The organism is Variovorax sp. W1I1 (genome assembly GCF_030815625.1).
Classification (GTDB): Bacteria; Pseudomonadota; Gammaproteobacteria; order Burkholderiales; family Burkholderiaceae_C; genus Variovorax; species Variovorax paradoxus_C.
In genome coordinates, this window is the sequence record NZ_JAUSWZ010000001.1 from 5,382,426 (window position 1) to 5,401,289 (window position 18,864).

2 protein-coding genes are annotated in these 18,864 nt (G+C 67.8%); both read left to right on the forward strand.

The features are described from left to right. Positions 1–37: 37 nt before the first annotated feature. Complete coding sequence (locus QFZ83_RS25200) at positions 38–4,330, forward strand: MupA/Atu3671 family FMN-dependent luciferase-like monooxygenase (RefSeq protein ID WP_307510966.1); 4,293 nt, start codon at positions 38–40, stop codon at positions 4,328–4,330. Positions 4,331–4,484: 154 nt separating this feature from the next. Then, complete coding sequence (locus tag QFZ83_RS25205; protein WP_307510967.1) at positions 4,485–18,800, forward strand: non-ribosomal peptide synthetase; 14,316 nt, start codon at positions 4,485–4,487, stop codon at positions 18,798–18,800. The last annotated feature ends 64 nt before the right edge of the window (positions 18,801–18,864 follow it).

Here is an 18,864-nt window from a genome sequence, read left to right on the forward strand (position 1 = left end):
TTGGCTTTCTCGAAAACGCAAGTCAACAGGACCTCAAATGGCGTCATTTCCTGCAGATGGCTGGCCGCTGTCTTCCGCGCAGCTCGGGCTCTGGTTTGAGCGACAGTTCTATCCAAGTCTGCCCTCCCACAACGTTGGCGAATACATCGAGATTGCGGGCGCGGTGAATGCAGAACTGTTCCTGCATTGCCTGAGGACGGCGGCCGAGGAGGCCCAGGCGCTGGGGACCACATTCATCGAGATCGACACCGCACCCCGGCAGGTCGTCGGCGGAAAGCTCAGCGAACGATGCGTGAGCTTTGTCGACTTGAGCGGCAGCGCCGATCCGCATCGGTCAATGCTCGACATGATCGCTCGCAAGATGGAGACATCGCTCTCGCCGGCGGATCCCGAGCTCTTTTCTTTCTGCCTTTACAAGCTCGCTGCCGACCGGTTCGCTTGGCACCACCTCTACCACCACATCGTCATCGACGGTTTCGGTTATTCGCTCATCGCGCGCAGGGTCGCGGAGCTCTATACGGCAGCCCTCGAGCATCGCGCAGCCCCGCAAAGTTGGTTCAGGCCGCTTTCCCAGCTGCTAGCCATCGAGCAGACGTATCTGTCCTCGGACGCCTTCAAGGCCGATCGCGATTTCTGGGATGAATACCTCGCCAAGCTCCCTGCGCCGACGCGTTTCGGGGACGGCACGCGCAGCTTCTCGCGGCTGCCGATCCGAAGCAGCTACCGAGTGGAGAAGCCTGCGCTCGATGCCTTGGCGGAACTGGCCCGCGCGTCCGAGACGTCGCTCGCTCGGACACTGATCGCGACCGTTGCCGCCTACCTGTTCCGCACCACGGGCGTTCGGGATCTGTCCATTGGTCTGCCGGTCGCCGGAAGGTCAGAGGAAACGCGTGCGATTCCCTGCATGATGTCGAACACCCTGCCGATGCGGCTGTCGATTTCTCCAGAAATGACCATGCGGGACATCGTCACGATCGTCGACAGAGAAATCCGTACAGTGCTCGCGCATCAACGCTATCCGGCGTCGCGCCTGTACCTGGACGCCAAGCGAATCAGAGGGTACGGGAGCGACTTCGGCCCTGTGATCAATGTGATGCCGTTCAAGAAAGGCATCTCCTTCGGGGGCCTCGCAACCAAGTCGTACAACACGTCCGCCCGCACAGCAGCTGACATCTCCTTCTCCTTCTTCGTGGGCGAGGACAGCAGTGCCGACGTCTATTGCACCGCGAACGCTTCCGCATACTCGCTGTCGGACGTGCAGGCACACCAGGAACGGCTGCTGCGCTTCATCGATTCGAGCCTTGCCCATCCGTCGGTCCCCGTCGCGGCGCTGGACATCCTGAGCGCTGAGGAACGCCAGCGAGTGCTGACGGACTGGAACGGCGAGGACCCTGGTTCTTTCCCCGACACGCTCGCAGGCCTGTTCGAGCGACAGGCCGCTGCAACACCCAATGCACGTGCCATCTCGTTCGAGGCGACCGACCTGTCGTACCAGGAACTGAATCAGCAGGCGAATCGGCTTGCCTGCCACCTCAGTTCCCGAGGCATCGGCCCAGACAGCATCGTCGCGTTGGCACTTCCGCGCTCGCCTGAATTGGTGGTCGGTCTGCTCGCCGTCCTGAAGGCGGGTGCGGCATATCTCGCGCTTGACCTCGACTATCCCGCGGACCGCCTGAGGTTCATGCTCGAGGATGCCCGGCCCCGCTGCATCATCTCGAAGTCCGATGTGTCCCACCTCCTCGCAGGCGTCGAAACGCTCGAAGTGCGTCTCGACGACCCGTCGTTCTGCGCCGAGCTCGCAACCCTGTCGGCAACGAACCTGACCGACGCACAGCGAAAGCGCACGCCCAGCCCGCTCGATCTCGCCTATGTGCTGTACACCTCGGGCTCCACCGGCCGGCCCAAGGGCGTCGCCGGCACGGCGAGAACGCTACTCAACAGGCTTCGATGGGACGTGCAGCAGGCTGACGAAGAAACGGTGTACGCCCAGAGGACGACCCCGAATTTCATTGACTTCGTCTGGGAAGTGCTCATGCCGCTCATCGGCGGACAGCGCTTGGTGGTCGTCCCACCGCAGCTCAGCAAGGACGTCAACGGACTGATCACATTGCTGGCCTCCGAGAAGGTGACCCGCATCGTCCTTGTCCCGTCGCTGCTCGAAGCGATGCTCGAGGACGAGCTCAAGGTGGGCACCCGGCTGCCGCACCTGCGGTATTGGTCCTGCGGCGGGGAAGCGTTGACCCCGGCGCTTGCCGAGCGTTTCAGGAAGGTGCTGCCGCAAGCGCTGTTGGTCAATTTGTACGGCACTTCCGAGTTCTGGGATGCGGCCGGCTGGGTCAATCAGAGCTTCGACAGCCTAGACGCGCCAAGCGTGCCGATCGGCACCCCTTTGCCGGGCGTGCAGGTCTATGTGCTCGACGCTCTGCTCCAGCCGGTCCCGCCGGGGGCGGTCGGCGAACTGTTTGTCGCCGGTGCGGGGCTTGCGAGAGGCTATCTCGGTCGCCCGGCCTTGTCAGCCGAACGCTTTGTGGCGAACCCCTTCGGCCCGCCCGGCGAGCGGATGTACCGCACGGGCGACCTGGCACGCTGGAGTGAAGAAGGCGTGCTCGGGTATCTGGGCCGGGTCGACCACCAGATCAAGCTGCGGGGTTTCCGGGTCGAGCCCGGCGAAATCGAGGCGCAACTGATCAAGCATCCACTGATCAAGCAGGCTTGTGTCGTGGCACAGGCGGACGCGGCGAGCGGCAAGCGCCTTGTCGCCTATCTGGTCGCGGACGAAACCGCGCTACCCCAGCGCTCACGCGCCCCGGGATTTGGGCTCTTCTATTTCGCCGATGCGAATCAAGGCCAGGATGGCGAGCAGCTTTATCGGCTCTATGTGGAGGGTGCAAAGTTCGCGGACCGCAACGGCTTCGCGGCGATCTGGACGCCGGAGCGGCACTTCACCAAGGTGGCTGCGGCGTTTCCCAATCCGTCGGTGCTGAGCGCGGCACTGGCGATGGTCACCGAACACATCCAACTGCGCGCGGGCAGCGTGGTGCTGCCGCTGCACCACCCCTTGCGGGTGGCCGAGGAATGGTCGGTGGTCGACCACCTCTCGCACGGCAGGGTCGGCATCGCCTTTGCGTCGGGTTGGGTGCCAGAGGATTTCGTCTTCGCCCCCGACAATTACGCCAACCGCTATCAGGTCATGCTCGACGGCGTACAGCAGGTGCGCGAGCTCTGGCGCGGCGGCACGATGATTGCACGCAACGGCGTCGGGCATGAGACGCAGTTGCGGCTGCAGCCCAAGCCCGTGCAGCCCGAGCTGCCGGTCTGGGTCACGGCCACGCGGAGCCCAGCGACCTTCGAGGCTGCCGGGCGCATCGGAGCGAACGTGCTGACGGCGCTGCTGAGTCTCACGATCCCTGAGTTGACCGAGAACATCCGGATTTACCGCGATGCGCTGCGCGCCAACGGACACGATCCGGACGCGCACAAGGTAACGCTGATGCTGCATACCTTTGTCGGGCCCGACGACGAGACAGCACGCCAAATGGCTCATGAGCCGATGGTCCAATACTTCCAGTCCCACACGGAACTGCGAAAGAGCGTATCGAAAGACCTCGCTGGCGAAATCCCCAACAAGGCGATTGGCGAAGTCGACGACGAGCAGTTGATCACGGCCGCAGTGCGCCGCTTCTTCGGCACCTCGTCGCTCATCGGCGGCCCCGAGAGCTGCCTGGCCCTGGTGCGTAAGCTGGAGAAGATCGGCGTTGACGAGTTTGCGTGCCTGATCGACTTCGGCGTGCCCACGGACCGGGTGCTGGAGAATCTGGTGCACTTGGCGACGGTGATGAAGCGCTCGCGCCTGGGGCCAACGCCGGACTCAGCGCAGATGCACACCGAACTGGCCGCCACGCTGCCCGACCACATGGTGCCCACGCACTACGTGTGGCTGGACGCGCTGCCTCTTACGCCGAATGGCAAGCTGGATCGCAAGACATTGCCGATGCCGCATTTCGCGCCAAAGGAAGTTCGTGCGCCTGGCACACCCCATGAAGAAGCACTGGCCCAGCTCTTCGCGGAGATCCTGGGACTGCCGCAAGTGGGCGTCGAGGAAAGCTTCTTTGACCTTGGCGGCCATTCGCTGCTGGCGACACGTCTGATCAACCGCATTCGCACGACCATGGGCGTCGAGATCGGCATCCATACGCTGTTCGAGGCCTCGAGCGTGGCACTGTTGGCCGGCAGGCTGGCTGCGGCGCCCAAAGCGCGCACGGCGTTGCGCCCGGTCCGGCCGAGCAGCCAGTTGCCGAGATCCACCGTCCAGTACGACAACAGCCTCTGAATTACGGGCACGTCGTGCGCAGGCGGGATGCGGGGCTTGTAGCGTGCCATCGCTGCACGCGGCTTGCGAGCCGGGCACCCCTGCCCCGTCTTACCTGTCTGTCCAGACCGCCCGCGTGTCTGCGGGAAACCTCTCATCTAGTTCGGAACCTTCAATGATTCCCCTGTCTTTTGCGCAACGGCGGCTGTGGTTCCTCTACCAGATCGACGGGCCCACACCCATCTACAACGTTCCGACCGCCGTGCGGTTCGAAGGGCGCATGGACGACGCGGCGCTGGAGTTGGCACTGGCCGACGTGGTGGTGCGCCACGAAAGCCTGCGCACCGTCTTCTCGGACTCGGCAGAGGCGCCGCAGCAACTCATTCTTGCGCCCGAGGCCGCGCGTCCGGTCCTGCAGGTGGAGAAGTCTTCCGAAGCCACGCTCACGCAGCAGATCGCGCAGGCCTCCGCGCACAGCTTCAGGCTGGACAGCGAGATCCCGTTTCGCGCCTGGCTGTTCCACCTGGATGAGGAACACCACGTCCTGCTGCTGCTGTGCCACCACATTGCCTGCGACGGCTGGTCGTGGGCGCCGCTCGCGCGCGACCTGTCCGCCGCGTATGCCGCACGTTGCCAAGGCAAGCCGCCGGCGTGGGAGCCCTTGCCCGTGCAATACGCCGACTACACGGTCTGGCAGCGCGACTTGCTGGGCAGCGAAGCCGACCCCGACAGCATCATCGCCACACAGTTGCGTTACTGGCAGCACGCGCTCGCCGGCCTGCCCGAACAGCTGGAACTCCCGACCGACAGGCCGCGACCGGAGATATCCAGCTATCGCGGCGACGATGTCGCGTTCCGGTTCGATGCGCAACTGCACCAGGGCCTGGTCGCTGTCGCCAGAGAAGGACAGGCCAGCCTGTTCATGGTGCTGCAGGCCGCGCTGGCTGCGCTCTTCACCCGCATGGGCGCGGGCACCGACATCGCCCTGGGCAGCCCCGTCGCCGGGCGCACCGACGAAGCGCTGGACGACCTGGTCGGCTTCTTCCTCAACACGCTGGTGCTGCGCACCGACACCTCGGGCAACCCCAGCTTCCGTGAACTGCTTGCCCGCGTGCGCAAGACCAACCTGGCCGCCTATGCGCACCAGGACCTGCCCTTCGAGCGCCTGGTGGAGGTGCTCAACCCGGTGCGCTCGATGGCACGGCATCCGTTGTTCCAGGTCGCTCTGGTGCTGCAGAACAACGCCCGCGCCAGCTTCGAGTTGCCGGGACTCACGGCGTTGAGTTCTCAGTCGATGGAGTCGGTGGCAGCCACCTTCGATCTGTCGGTCGAACTGCGGGAGCATCGCGACAAGGCTGGCGCGCCGCAGGGCATGACGGGGCGGCTCGGCTTCGCCACCGATCTGTTCGATAGGGCCAGCGTGGAAGTGTTGGTGGCTCGCCTGCAGCGCGTGCTGGAGGCAATTGCTGCCGATGCCTCGCAGCCCATCGGCCACATCGAGATCCTCGCGCCCGAGGAGCGCCAGCAGATCCTTGTCGGATGGAACGACACCATCGCGCCGCTTCCCCAGGCCACGCTGCCCGCGCTCTTCGAACAGCAAGTGGCACAGACGCCGGACGCCATCGCCCTGGTCTTCGAGGACCGGCGCCTGAGCTACGGCGAGCTCAATGCACGTGCCAACCAGTTGGCCCATCACCTGATCGCCCAGAGCGTGGGACCCGAGCGCTTCGTGGCCCTGGCGCTGCCGCGTTCCCTGGAGCTGGTGGTCGGCCTGCTGGCCATCGTCAAGGCCGGCGCCGCCTACCTGCCGCTGGACGTGGACTATCCCAAGGACCGCCTGGCCTTCATGCTCCAGGATGCCGCGCCCGTCTGCATGATCAGCGACGCGGCCACCGCACAGCTGCTGCCCCCAGGCGTGCCCACACTGCTGCTGGACGCGACCGACGTGGGCCAGGCGATCGCCGCGTGCTCGACGGCCAACCCCACCGACCGCGACCGCACCCGCCCCCTCACCCCGCTCAACCCCGCCTACGTCATCTACACCTCCGGATCCACCGGCAGGCCCAAGGGCGTGGTCATCCCCCAGCAGAACGTCGTGCGCCTGCTGGGCGCCACCGAGCACTGGTACCGCTTCGGCCCGGACGACGTCTGGACCATGTTCCATTCCCATGCCTTCGACTTCTCGGTCTGGGAGCTGTGGGGGCCCCTGCTTCGCGGCGGCCGCCTGGTCGTCATCCCCAATCTGCTCAGCCGCTCGCCCTCGGAGTTCCTGGCGCTGCTCGTGCGCGAGAAGGTCACGGTCCTGAATCAGACGCCTTCGGCCTTCTACCAGCTGATGCAGGCCGACCTGGAGCAGCCGCACCTGCGCGCGGGACTGGCGCTGCGCTGCGTGATCTTCGGCGGCGAAGCCCTGGAGCTCAGGCGCCTGCAGGACTGGTACGCACGGCACGCGGACAACGCCCCGGTGCTGGTCAACATGTACGGGATCACCGAGACGACGGTGCATGTCAGCTACATCGCGCTGGACCGGCAGATCGCCGCAGTGGAGGCCAACAGCCTGATCGGGCGTGGCATCCCCGACTTGCAGGTGCATGTGCTGGATGCGGCGCTGCAGCCCGTGCCCGCGGGTGTGCCGGGTGAGCTGTATGTGGCAGGTGCCGGGCTGGCGCGCGGCTACCTCAATCGCCCCGGCCTGAGCGCCGAGCGCTTCGTGGCCAATCCCTTCGGCGCTCCGGGCAGCCGCATGTACCGCACTGGCGATCTGGCCCGATGGCGCGCCGACGGCGTGCTCGACTTCCTCGGGCGTGCCGACCAGCAGGTCAAGATCCGGGGCTTTCGCATCGAGCTCGGAGAGATCGAGGCCGCCCTGGTGGGTCTGCCTGGCGTTGCGCAGACCGCCGTCATCGCCCGCGAGGACACCCCAGGCCACAAGCAGCTGGTGGGCTATGTCGTCACACAGGACGACCTGCCCGTGGATGCCCAGGCGCTGCGCCGTGCGCTCTCGGACTTCCTGCCCGAACACATGGTCCCCGCGGCCATCGTCGTGCTGCCCGCCCTGCCCCTGACTCCCAACGGCAAGCTCGACCGCCGAGCCCTGCCCGCCCCGGACTTCACGCCCCAGAGCATCCGCGCACCGCGCACCCCCCAGGAGGAGATCCTGGCCGCCCTCTTCGCAGAGATCCTGCACCTGCCACAGGTGGGCATCGACGACAACTTCTTCGACCTGGGCGGCGACAGCATCAGCTCCATCCAGCTGGTCAGCCGCGCCCGCAAGGCGGGCCTGCTCATCACCCCGCGCAGCATCTTCCAGCACCAGAACGTCGCGGCACTCGCAACGGTGGCCGTTCCGCTGGGCCTGCAGGACAACAACGACTTCACCGCGTCCGGCCTCTCACTTCTCACCTTGAGCGAATCCGAGCTCGAACGCCTGGAGCAGCAGCACCCCTTGCTCGAGGAGATCCTGCCCCTGTCGGCCCTGCAGCAGGGCCTGCTGTTCCACGCCCTGTACGACGAGCGCGAGGCCGACGCCTATGTCGTGCAGATGGCCTTCGAACTCACCGGCCCCCTGGATGGCGCAGCCCTGCAGGCGGCCGCCCGCGCCCTGCTGCAGCGCCACGCGCACCTGCGCGCCGCATTCCTGCACCAGGACCTCTCCGAGCCCGTGCAGATCATTGACCGCCAGATCGCCCTGCCCTGGCAGGACATCGATCTGATCTCGCTCGATGCCAACGCGCGCGAGGCCGGCCTGGCCCACTTCCTCGAGCAGGATCGCCTGCAGCCCTTCGACCCCGCCCAAGCGCCCCTGCTGCGCTTTGCGCTCGTTCGCCTGGCCCCCCAGCGCGCCCGCTTCGTCTTCACCAGCCACCACATCCTGCTGGACGGCTGGTCCATGCCGATCCTGCTCAAGGAGCTGTTCGCGCTCTATGAGAGCCGGGGCGATGCCCACGCCCTGCCGCCGGCCACGCCCTATCGCAACTACCTGGCCTGGTCCAGGCAGCAGGACCGCAGCGCCGCCGAGCAGGCATGGCGCGAGGCCTTCGCGGGCCTGCAGGAGCCCACCAAGCTCGTCTCCTCGCCCGCCTCCACCTCGGGGCGCCAGGAGTCCTTCGCCTTCAGCCTGCCGCACACGTTGACCGACGCCCTCACCCGGCAGGCCCGCCAGCACAGCCTGACGCTCAACACCCTCATGCAGGGCGCATGGGGTGCGCTGCTCGCACGCCTGACGGGCCGCCAGGACGTGGTCTTCGGCATCACGGTCTCCGGTCGTCCCCCTGAGCTGGCCGGCGTGGAGTCCATGGTGGGCCTGTTCATCAACACCCTGCCGCTGCGCCTGCAGTTCCAGCCCGACGAGCCCGTCGCCCAGGTCCTCGCACGGCTGCAGGACGAGCAGTCCTCGCTCATCGCGCACCAGCACCTGGGCCTGTCGGACATCCAGCGCCTGAGCGGCTTCGCTTCGCTCTTTGACACGCTGTTCGTCTTCGAGAACTATCCGGTGGACCCCAGGGGGCGCCAGCCTTCCTATGCGGGCGTGCAGGTCGCACGGGCCGGGGGCAGCGGGGGAGACACCACCCACTATCCGCTGAGCATCGCGGTCATCCCGGGGGCGCAGTTGCAGTTGCGGGTGGGCTATCGGCCTGACCTGTTCGAGCGTGCTGACGTGGAGCAGATCGTGCAGCGCCTGCAGCGGGTGCTCGAAGCGATTGCCGCCGATGCCTCGCAGCCCATCGGCCACATCGAGATCCTCGCGCCCGAGGAGCGCCAGCAGATCCTTGTCGGATGGAACGACACCATCGCGCCGCTTCCCCAGGCCACGCTGCCCGCGCTCTTCGAACAGCAGGTGGCACAGACACCGGACGCCATCGCCCTGGTCTTCGAGGACCGGCGCCTGAGCTACGGCGAGCTCAATGCACGTGCCAACCAACTCGCACATCACCTGATCGCCCAGGGCGTGGGACCCGAGCGCTTCGTCGCCCTGGCGCTGCCGCGTTCCCTGGAGCTGGTGGTCGGCCTGCTGGCCATCGTCAAGGCCGGCGCCGCCTACCTGCCGCTGGACGTGGACTATCCCAAGGACCGCCTGGCCTTCATGCTCCAGGATGCAGCGCCCGTCTGCATGATCAGCGACGCGGCCACCGCACAGCTGCTGCCCCCAGGCGTGCCCACACTGCTGCTGGACGCGACCGACGTGGGCCAGGCGATCGCCGCGCGCCCGACGGCCAATCCCACCGACAGCCACCGCACCCGCCCCCTCACCCCGCTCAACCCCGCCTACGTCATCTACACCTCCGGATCCACCGGCAGGCCCAAGGGCGTGGTCATCCCCCAGCAGAACGTCGTGCGCCTGCTGGGCGCCACCGAGCACTGGTACCGCTTCGGCCCGGACGACGTCTGGACCATGTTCCATTCCCATGCCTTCGACTTCTCGGTCTGGGAGCTGTGGGGGCCCCTGCTTCGCGGCGGCCGCCTGGTCGTCATCCCCAATCTGCTCAGCCGCTCGCCCTCGGAGTTCCTGGCGCTGCTCGTGCGCGAGAAGGTCACGGTCCTGAATCAGACGCCTTCGGCCTTCTACCAGCTGATGCAGGCCGACCTGGAGCAGCCGCACCTGCGCGCGGGACTGGCGCTGCGCTGCGTGATCTTCGGCGGCGAAGCCCTGGAGCTCAGGCGCCTGCAGGACTGGTACGCACGGCACGCGGACAACGCCCCGGTGCTGGTCAACATGTACGGGATCACCGAGACGACGGTGCATGTCAGCTACATCGCGCTGGACCGGCAGATCGCCGCAGTGGAGGCCAACAGCCTGATCGGGCGTGGCATCCCCGACTTGCAGGTGCATGTGCTGGATGCGGCGCTGCAGCCCGTGCCCGCGGGTGTGCCGGGTGAGCTGTATGTGGCAGGTGCCGGCCTGGCGCGCGGCTACCTGAACCGCCCGGGCCTGAGCGCCGAGCGCTTCGTGGCCAATCCCTTCGGCGCTCCGGGCAGCCGCATGTACCGCACAGGAGACCTGGCCCGATGGCGCGCCGATGGCGTGCTCGACTTCCTCGGGCGTGCCGACCAGCAGGTCAAGATCCGCGGATTCCGCATCGAGCTCGGAGAGATCGAGGCCGCCCTGGTGGGTCTGCCCCATGTTGCGCAGGCCGCCGTCATCGCCCGCGAGGACACCCCAGGCCACAAGCAGCTGGTGGGCTATGTCGTCACACAGGGCGACCTGCCCGTGGATGCCCAGGCGCTGCGCCGTGCGCTCTCGGACTTCCTGCCCGAACACATGGTCCCCGCGGCCATCGTCGCGCTGCCCGCCCTGCCCCTGACTCCCAACGGCAAGCTCGACCGCCGAGCCCTGCCCGCTCCGGACTTCACGCCCCAGAGCATCCGCGCACCGCGCACCCCCCAGGAGGAGATCCTGGCCGCCCTCTTCGCAGAGATCCTGCACCTGCCACAGGTGGGCATCGACGACAACTTCTTCGACCTGGGCGGCGACAGCATCAGCTCCATCCAGCTGGTCAGCCGCGCCCGCAAGGCGGGCCTGCTCATCACCCCGCGCAGCATCTTCCAGCACCAGAACGTCGCGGCACTCGCCGCAGTGTCCACGCCCCTGGCTTCGCAAGATGCCACGGCGGACATCTCTACCGGGACGATTCCCGCGACACCGATCATTCGCTGGTTGATCGAGCGCGGCGGCCCGATACGCCGCTACAACCAGTCGATGCTGCTGCAGGTGCCCGCGGACGTGCAGCAGGACCATCTGGTTGCCGCCCTGCAGGCGTTGCTCGACCAGCACGATGCGCTGCGCATGCATCTGCATTCCGCGACCCGTGCTGCCCAGAGTAGGATGGGCTGGCAGCTGGAGATACCGCCAGTGCCGGCCTTCGGAGCCAGCGAGTGCCTTCGCCGCATCGACACGGTCGGTTTGCACGAGGACGGCCTTCGTATGCTCATTGCCGAGGCCTCGCGCGCAGCCGCAGCCCGCCTGGACCCCGAGGCCGGCCGCATGCTGCAGGCCACCTGGTTCGACGCCGGCAGCGCACAGCCGGGACGCCTTCTGCTGACGATCCACCACCTGGCGGTAGACGGCGTCTCCTGGCGCATCCTCGTGCCCGACCTCGAACTGGCCTGGCGGGCCGCGCTGCACAACGAGCGCGCCAAGCTGGGGCCTCGCGGCAGTTCCCTGCGGCACTGGGCGCTGCGCCTGAACGCCGAAGCGCTCTCTGCACGACGGCTCGCCGAGCTGCCCTTGTGGCAGTCCATCGTGGGCGCATCGGACCCGCTGCTGTCCCATCGTCCGCTCGATGCGACCCGCGATACGGTCGCAACGGCCCGGCGCCTGACCCTGAGCCTACCCAGCACGCTCACCTCCGCACTGCTCACGCAGGTGCCGGCACTCTTCCATGGTCGCATCAACGACGTGCTGCTGACAGCCTTCGCGCTGGCCGTGGCCCACTGGCGCCGCAGGCGTTCATCCGAACAAGCCTCGGGCGTTCTCTTCGATCTCGAAGGCCATGGCCGCGAAGAGATCTTCCAGGACATCGATCTCTCGCGCACCGTGGGCTGGTTCACCAGCATCTTCCCCATGCGCCTGGACTTGCAGGGCATCGACCTGGATGACGCGCTGCGTGGCGGCCCGCACATGGGCCGTGCGCTCAAGCAGAGCAAGGAGCAACTGCGCGCCCTGCCCGACAACGGCCTGGGCTTCGGGCTGCTGCGCTACCTGAACCCCGAGACGTCCAAGGTCCTCGCCGGTGCCGCACCGCAGATCGGGTTCAACTACCTGGGCCGCTTCGCCGCCCCGCGGGCGCAGGACTGGGCCGCCGCACCGGAGGCCGGCGCATTGGGCGGCGGCGGGGACGCCGAAGCGCCGCTGGCACATGCGATCTTGCTGGACGCGCACACGCGCGACAAGGCCGATGGCCCTGAACTCCACGCCTCCTGGGCCTGGGCCTCCGAGCTCTTTGGCGAAGAGGACATCCGCGATCTTGCCAAGGGCTGGTTCGATGCGCTCGAAGCATTGGTCTCGCATGCCCAACGCAGCGACGCTGGCGGCTTCACGCCCTCGGACTTCCCGCTGCTGACGCTCGCGCAACCGGAGCTCGAACGCCTGGAGCAGCAGCACCCCTTGCTCGAGGAGATCCTGCCCCTGTCGGCCCTGCAGCAGGGCCTGCTGTTCCACGCCCTGTACGACGAGCACGAGGCCGACGCCTATGTCGTGCAGATGGCCTTCGAACTCACCGGCCCCCTGGATGGCGCAGCCCTGCAGGCGGCCGCCCGCGCCCTGCTGCAGCGCCACGCGCACCTGCGCGCCGCATTCCTGCACCAGGACCTCTCCGAGCCCGTGCAGATCATTGACCGCCAGATCGCCCTGCCCTGGCAGGACATCGATCTGATCTCGCTCGATGCCAACGCGCGCGAGGCCGGCCTGGCCCACTTCCTCGAGCAGGATCGCCTGCAGCCCTTCGACCCCGCCCAAGCGCCCCTGCTGCGCTTTGCGCTCGTTCGCCTGGCCCCCCAGCGCGCCCGCTTCGTCTTCACCAGCCACCACATCCTGCTGGACGGCTGGTCCATGCCGATCCTGCTCAAGGAGCTGTTCGCGCTCTATGAGAGCCGGGGCGATGCCCACGCCCTGCCGCCGGCCACGCCCTATCGCAACTACCTGGCCTGGTCCAGGCAGCAGGACCGCAGCGCCGCCGAGCAGGCATGGCGCGAGGCCTTCGCGGGCCTGCAGGAGCCCACCAAGCTCGTCTCCTCGCCCGCCTCCACCTCGGGGCGCCAGGAGTCCTTCGCCTTCAGCCTGCCGCACACGTTGACCGACGCCCTCACACGGCAGGCCCGCCAGCACAGCCTGACGCTCAACACCCTCATGCAGGGCGCATGGGGTGCGCTGCTCGCACGCCTGACGGGCCGCCAGGACGTGGTCTTCGGCATCACGGTCTCCGGTCGTCCCCCTGAGCTGGCCGGCGTGGAGTCCATGGTGGGCCTGTTCATCAACACCCTGCCGCTGCGCCTGCAGTTCCAGCCCGACGAGCCCGTCGCCCAGGTCCTCGCACGGCTGCAGGACGAGCAGTCCTCGCTCATCGCGCACCAGCACCTGGGCCTGTCGGACATCCAGCGCCTGAGCGGCTTCGCTTCGCTCTTTGACACGCTGTTCGTCTTCGAGAACTATCCGGTGGACCCCAGGGGGCGCCAGCCTTCCTATGCGGGCGTGCAGGTCGCACGGGCCGGGGGCAGCGGGGGAGACACCACCCACTATCCGCTGAGCATCGCGGTCATCCCGGGGGCGCAGTTGCAGTTGCGGGTGGGCTATCGGCCTGACCTGTTCGAGCGTGCTGACGTGGAGCAGATCGTGCAGCGCCTGCAGCGGGTGCTCGAAGCGATTGCCGCCGATGCCTCGCAGCCCATCGGCCACATCGAGATCCTCGCGCCCGAGGAGCGCCAGCAGATCCTTGTCGGATGGAACGACACCATCGCGCCGCTTCCCCAGGCCACGCTGCCCGCGCTCTTCGAACAGCAGGTGGCACAGACACCGGACGCCATCGCCCTGGTCTTCGAGGACCGGCGCCTGAGCTACGGCGAGCTCAATGCACGTGCCAACCAACTCGCACATCACCTGATCGCCCAGGGCGTGGGACCCGAGCGCTTCGTCGCCCTGGCGCTGCCGCGTTCCCTGGAGCTGGTGGTCGGCCTGCTGGCCATCGTCAAGGCCGGCGCCGCCTACCTGCCGCTGGACGTGGACTACCCCAAGGACCGCCTGGCCTTCATGCTCCAGGATGCCGCGCCCGTGTGCATGATCAGCGACGCGGCCACCGCACAGCTGCTGCCATCGGGCGTGCCCACCCTGCTGCTGGACGCGACCGACGTGGACCAGGCGATCGCCGCGCGCTCGACGGCCAACCCCACCGACCGCGACCGCACCCGCCCCCTCACCCCGCTCAACCCCGCCTACGTCATCTACACCTCCGGATCCACCGGCAGGCCCAAGGGCGTGGTCATGCCTGTCGCGCCGCTGCTGAATCTGTTCTCCTGGCACGCGGGCATCGACGAATCCGCAGACGCATCCACCGTCGCGCAGTTCACATCGCTGAGCTTCGACGTTTCCGCGCAGGAGATTTTCTCGACGCTCTGCACCGGCAAGACACTGGCCATTCCCACGAACGAGATTCGAAGCAACACATCGGATTTCCTGAAGTGGTGCAAGAAGAACAGCGTCACCGATTTCTTCATTCCGAACATCGTTCTCGACCTTCTGTGCGAATCGGAATCCGAAGATCGCTTGGACGATTCGCTCCGGGTGTTCCAGGCCGGTGAAGCACTGCAACTGAGTGCATCGGTCGCCAGGTCGTTTGCACGCAGCCCGCAGCGACGGCTGCACAACCACTACGGGCCGACCGAGACCCACGTCGTGACGGCATACGACCTTCCCGATGCGGTGAACGAATGGCCCGCGGTTCCACCCATTGGCCGGCCGATCTGGAACACGCAGGCGTACGTGCTGGATGCCATGCTGCGTCCCGTGCCGGCCGGTGCGTCGGGTGAGTTGTACGTGGCAGGTGCCGGCCTGGCGCGCGGCTACTTGAACAGGCCGGGCCTCACCGCCGAGCGCTTCGTGGCCAACCCCTTCGGCGCTCCGGGCAGCCGCATGTACCGCACAGGCGACCTGGCTCGATGGCGCCCCGACGGCGTGCTCGACTTCCTCGGGCGCGCCGACCAGCAGGTCAAGATCCGCGGATTCCGCATCGAGCCGGGCGAGATCGAGGCTGCGCTCACGCGCCTGCCCCATGTCGCGCAGGCCGCCGTCATCGCCCGTGAGGACACGCCCGGCCACAAGCAGCTGGTGGGCTACGTGGTGCCCGAGTCCGCCGACTCTCTGATCGACACCGCAGCCCTGCGCCGCGCCCTGGCCGAGCAGCTGCCCGACTACATGGTCCCCGCGGCCATCGTCGTGCTGCCCGCCCTGCCCCTGACCCCCAACGGCAAGCTCGACCGCCGAGCCCTGCCCGCCCCGGACTTCACGCCCCAGAGCATCCGCGCACCGCGCACCCCCCAGGAGGAGATCCTGGCCGCCCTCTTCGCAGAGATCCTGCACCTGCCACAGGTGGGCATCGACGACAACTTCTTCGACCTGGGCGGCCACTCCCTGCTGGCCACCAAACTCATCAGCCGCATCCGCTCAGCCCTGGGCGTGGAGCTGGCCATCCGCACGCTGTTCGAAGCACCCAGCATCGCGCAGCTCGCGCAACGCCTGGGCGAGGACTCCACCGCCGCACGCACGCCCCTGCGCGCCATGCCCAGGCCCGCACAGGTCCCGTTGTCCTTCGCACAGCAGCGCCTGTGGTTCCTGCATCGCCTGGATGGGCCCAGCGCCACCTACAACATCCCCCTGACACTGCGCCTGGCCGGCCCGCTCGATGGCGATGCCCTCGCGCAAGCCCTGTGCGATATCGCAGCCCGCCACGAGAGCCTGCGCACCATCTTCCCCGACACGGACGATGTGGCCCAGCAGGTGATTCTTCCACCGGAGGCTGCGCGACCCGTCCTGCAGGTGCTCGACGTGTCCGAAGCAACGCTGGCCGAGCAGCTCTCCGTGGCCGCAAGCCACGGCTTCGAACTCGCGCACGAGTTGCCCCTGCGCGCGTGGCTGTTCCGCCTCGATCCCCAGCAGCATGTCCTCTTGCTGCTGTGCCACCACATCGCCAGCGACGGCTGGTCGCTCGCACCGCTGGCGCGCGACCTGTCCACCGCCTACGCCGCGCGCTGCCTGGGCAAGGCCCCCGCATGGGCTGCGCTGCCGGTGCAGTACGCCGATTACGCCCTCTGGCAGCGCGAGCTGCTGGGCGACGAGAGCGATCCCCACAGCACCAGTGCGCGCCAGCTGGCCTACTGGCAGCACGCCCTGGCCGGCCTGCCCGAGCAGCTGGAGCTGCCCACCGATCGCCCACGCCCGGCCGTCTCCAGCTACCGCGGACAGAGCATGGCGTTCTCGATCCCGCCCGAGGTGCACCAGGGCCTGGTCGCCATCGCCAGGGAAGGGCAGGCCAGCCTGTTCATGGTGCTGCAGGCCGCGCTGGCCACGCTCTTCACCCGCATGGGTGCGGGCACCGACATCGCCCTGGGCAGTCCCATTGCCGGGCGCACCGACGAGGCCCTGGACGATCTGGTGGGCTTCTTCATCAACACGCTGGTGCTGCGCACCGACACCTCGGGCAACCCCAGCTTCCGCGAACTGCTCGCACGCGTGCGCAACACCGACCTGGCCGCCTATGCGCACCAGGACCTGCCCTTCGAGCGCCTGGTGGAGGTGCTCAACCCCACGCGCTCGATGATGCGCCATCCGCTGTTCCAGGTGGCCCTGGTGCTGCAGAACAACGCCCGGGCCAGCTTCGCGCTGCCGGGCCTGGTGGCCACGGGCGAGCCCGTGGCCAACCACACGGCCAAGTTCGACTTGTCCTTCGCCCTGTGGGAGCAGCGCGACAAGAGCGGGCAGGCGCAGGGCATTGCCGCCCGGGTGGAGTTCGCCACCGACCTGTTCGAGCTGGCCACCGTGGAGCAGCTGGTGGTGCGCCTGCAGCGGGTGCTCGAAGCGATTGCCGCCGATGCCTCGCAGCCCATCGGCCACATCGAGATCCTCGCGCCCGAGGAGCGCCAGCAGATCCTTGTCGGATGGAACGACACCATCGCGCCGCTTCCCCAGGCCACGCTGCCCGCGCTCTTCGAACAGCAGGTGGCACAGACACCGGACGCCATCGCCCTGGTCTTCGAGGACCGGCGCCTGAGCTACGGCGAGCTCAATGCACGTGCCAACCAACTCGCACATCACCTGATCGCCCAGGGCGTGGGACCCGAGCGCTTCGTCGCCCTGGCGCTGCCGCGTTCCCTGGAGCTGGTGGTCGGCCTGCTGGCCATCGTCAAGGCCGGCGCCGCCTACCTGCCGCTGGACGTGGACTATCCCAAGGACCGCCTGGCCTTCATGCTCCAGGATGCCGCGCCCGTCTGCATGATCAGCGACGCGGCCACCGCACAGCTGCTGCCCCCAGGCGTGCCCACACTGCTGCTGGACGCGACCGACGTGGGCCAGGCGATCGCCGCGTGCTCGACTGCCAACCCCACCGACAGTGACCGCACCCGGCCCCTCACTCCGCTCAACCCCGCCTACGTCATCTACACCTCCGGCTCCACCGGCAGGCCCAAGGGCGTGGTCGTCTCCCATCTCAATGTCTGCAACTTCATGCAGTCCATGCGCGAGCGGCTGCAACTGCAGCCCGCGGACCGGATGCTGGCCACGACCACCATGGGGTTCGACATCGCCGCGCTGGAGGTCTTTGCGCCGCTGCTCAGCGGCAGCAGCCTCACCATCGCCTCCCGCGCCGTCGTGCTGGACCCACCCGCATTGGCGCAGTTGGTTGCCGCCTCGGGCATCACGGTCATGCAAGCCACGCCGACCTTGTGGCAAAGCCTGCTGTCCGCCACCGATGCGCTGCCTGCCGTGCACATCCTGGTGGGTGGCGAGGCGCTTGCGCAGGAGCTGGCCCTCGTGCTGCACCGCGCGGGGCGCAAACTCACCAATCTGTATGGGCCCACCGAGACGGCCATCTGGTCAGCGGCCGCCGAGCTGCACGATGTCAGCACCACGCCGCCCATCGGCGGCCCGATCTGGAACACGCAGGTGTTCGTGCTGGATGCCATGCTGCGTCCCGTGCCCGCGGGTGTGCCCGGCGAGCTGTACATCGCAGGCGCGGGCCTGGCGCGCGGCTACCTCAAACGCCCGGGCCTCTCCGCCGAGCGCTTCGTGGCCAACCCCTTCGGTGCTCCGGGCAGCCGCATGTACCGCACGGGCGACCTGGCCCGATGGCGCCCCGATGGCGTGCTCGACTTCCTCGGGCGCGCCGACCAGCAGGTCAAGATCCGCGGATTCCGCATCGAGCTCGGAGAGATCGAGGCCGTCCTGGTGGGTCTGCCTGGCGTTGCGCAGACCGCCGTCATCGCCCGCGAGGACACCCCAGGCCACAAGCAGCTGGTGGGCTATGTGGTGGCCAGCGACGATGCGGCCATGGATGCGCAGGCGCTGCGCCGCGCACTGGCAGAACAGTTGCCCGACTACATGGTCCCCGCGGCCATCGTCGCGCTGCCCGCCCTGCCCCTGACCCCCAACGGCAAGCTCGACCGCCGAGCCCTGCCCGCTCCGGACTTCACGCCCCAGAGCATCCGCGCACCGCGCACCCCCCAGGAGGAGATCCTGGCCACCCTCTTCGCAGAGATCCTGCACCTGCCACAGGTGGGCATCGACGACAACTTCTTCGACCTGGGCGGCCACTCCCTGATGGCCACCAAGCTGGTGAGCCGCGCTCGCTCGGCCCTGGGCGTGGAGCTGGCCATCCGCACACTCTTCGAGGCCCCCACCGTCGCGCTGCTCGCGCAGCGCCTTGCCGAAGCGCCCGCCGCACGCAAGTCCTTGCGTCCGATGCGCCGCGAACAGCATCCCGATACCGCACAAGGGGCACTCACGGCTTGAGCCGCACAAGACAGACAGCGATCGATGACACCACGTCCCTCGATGGGTCATCGACCCCTGATCC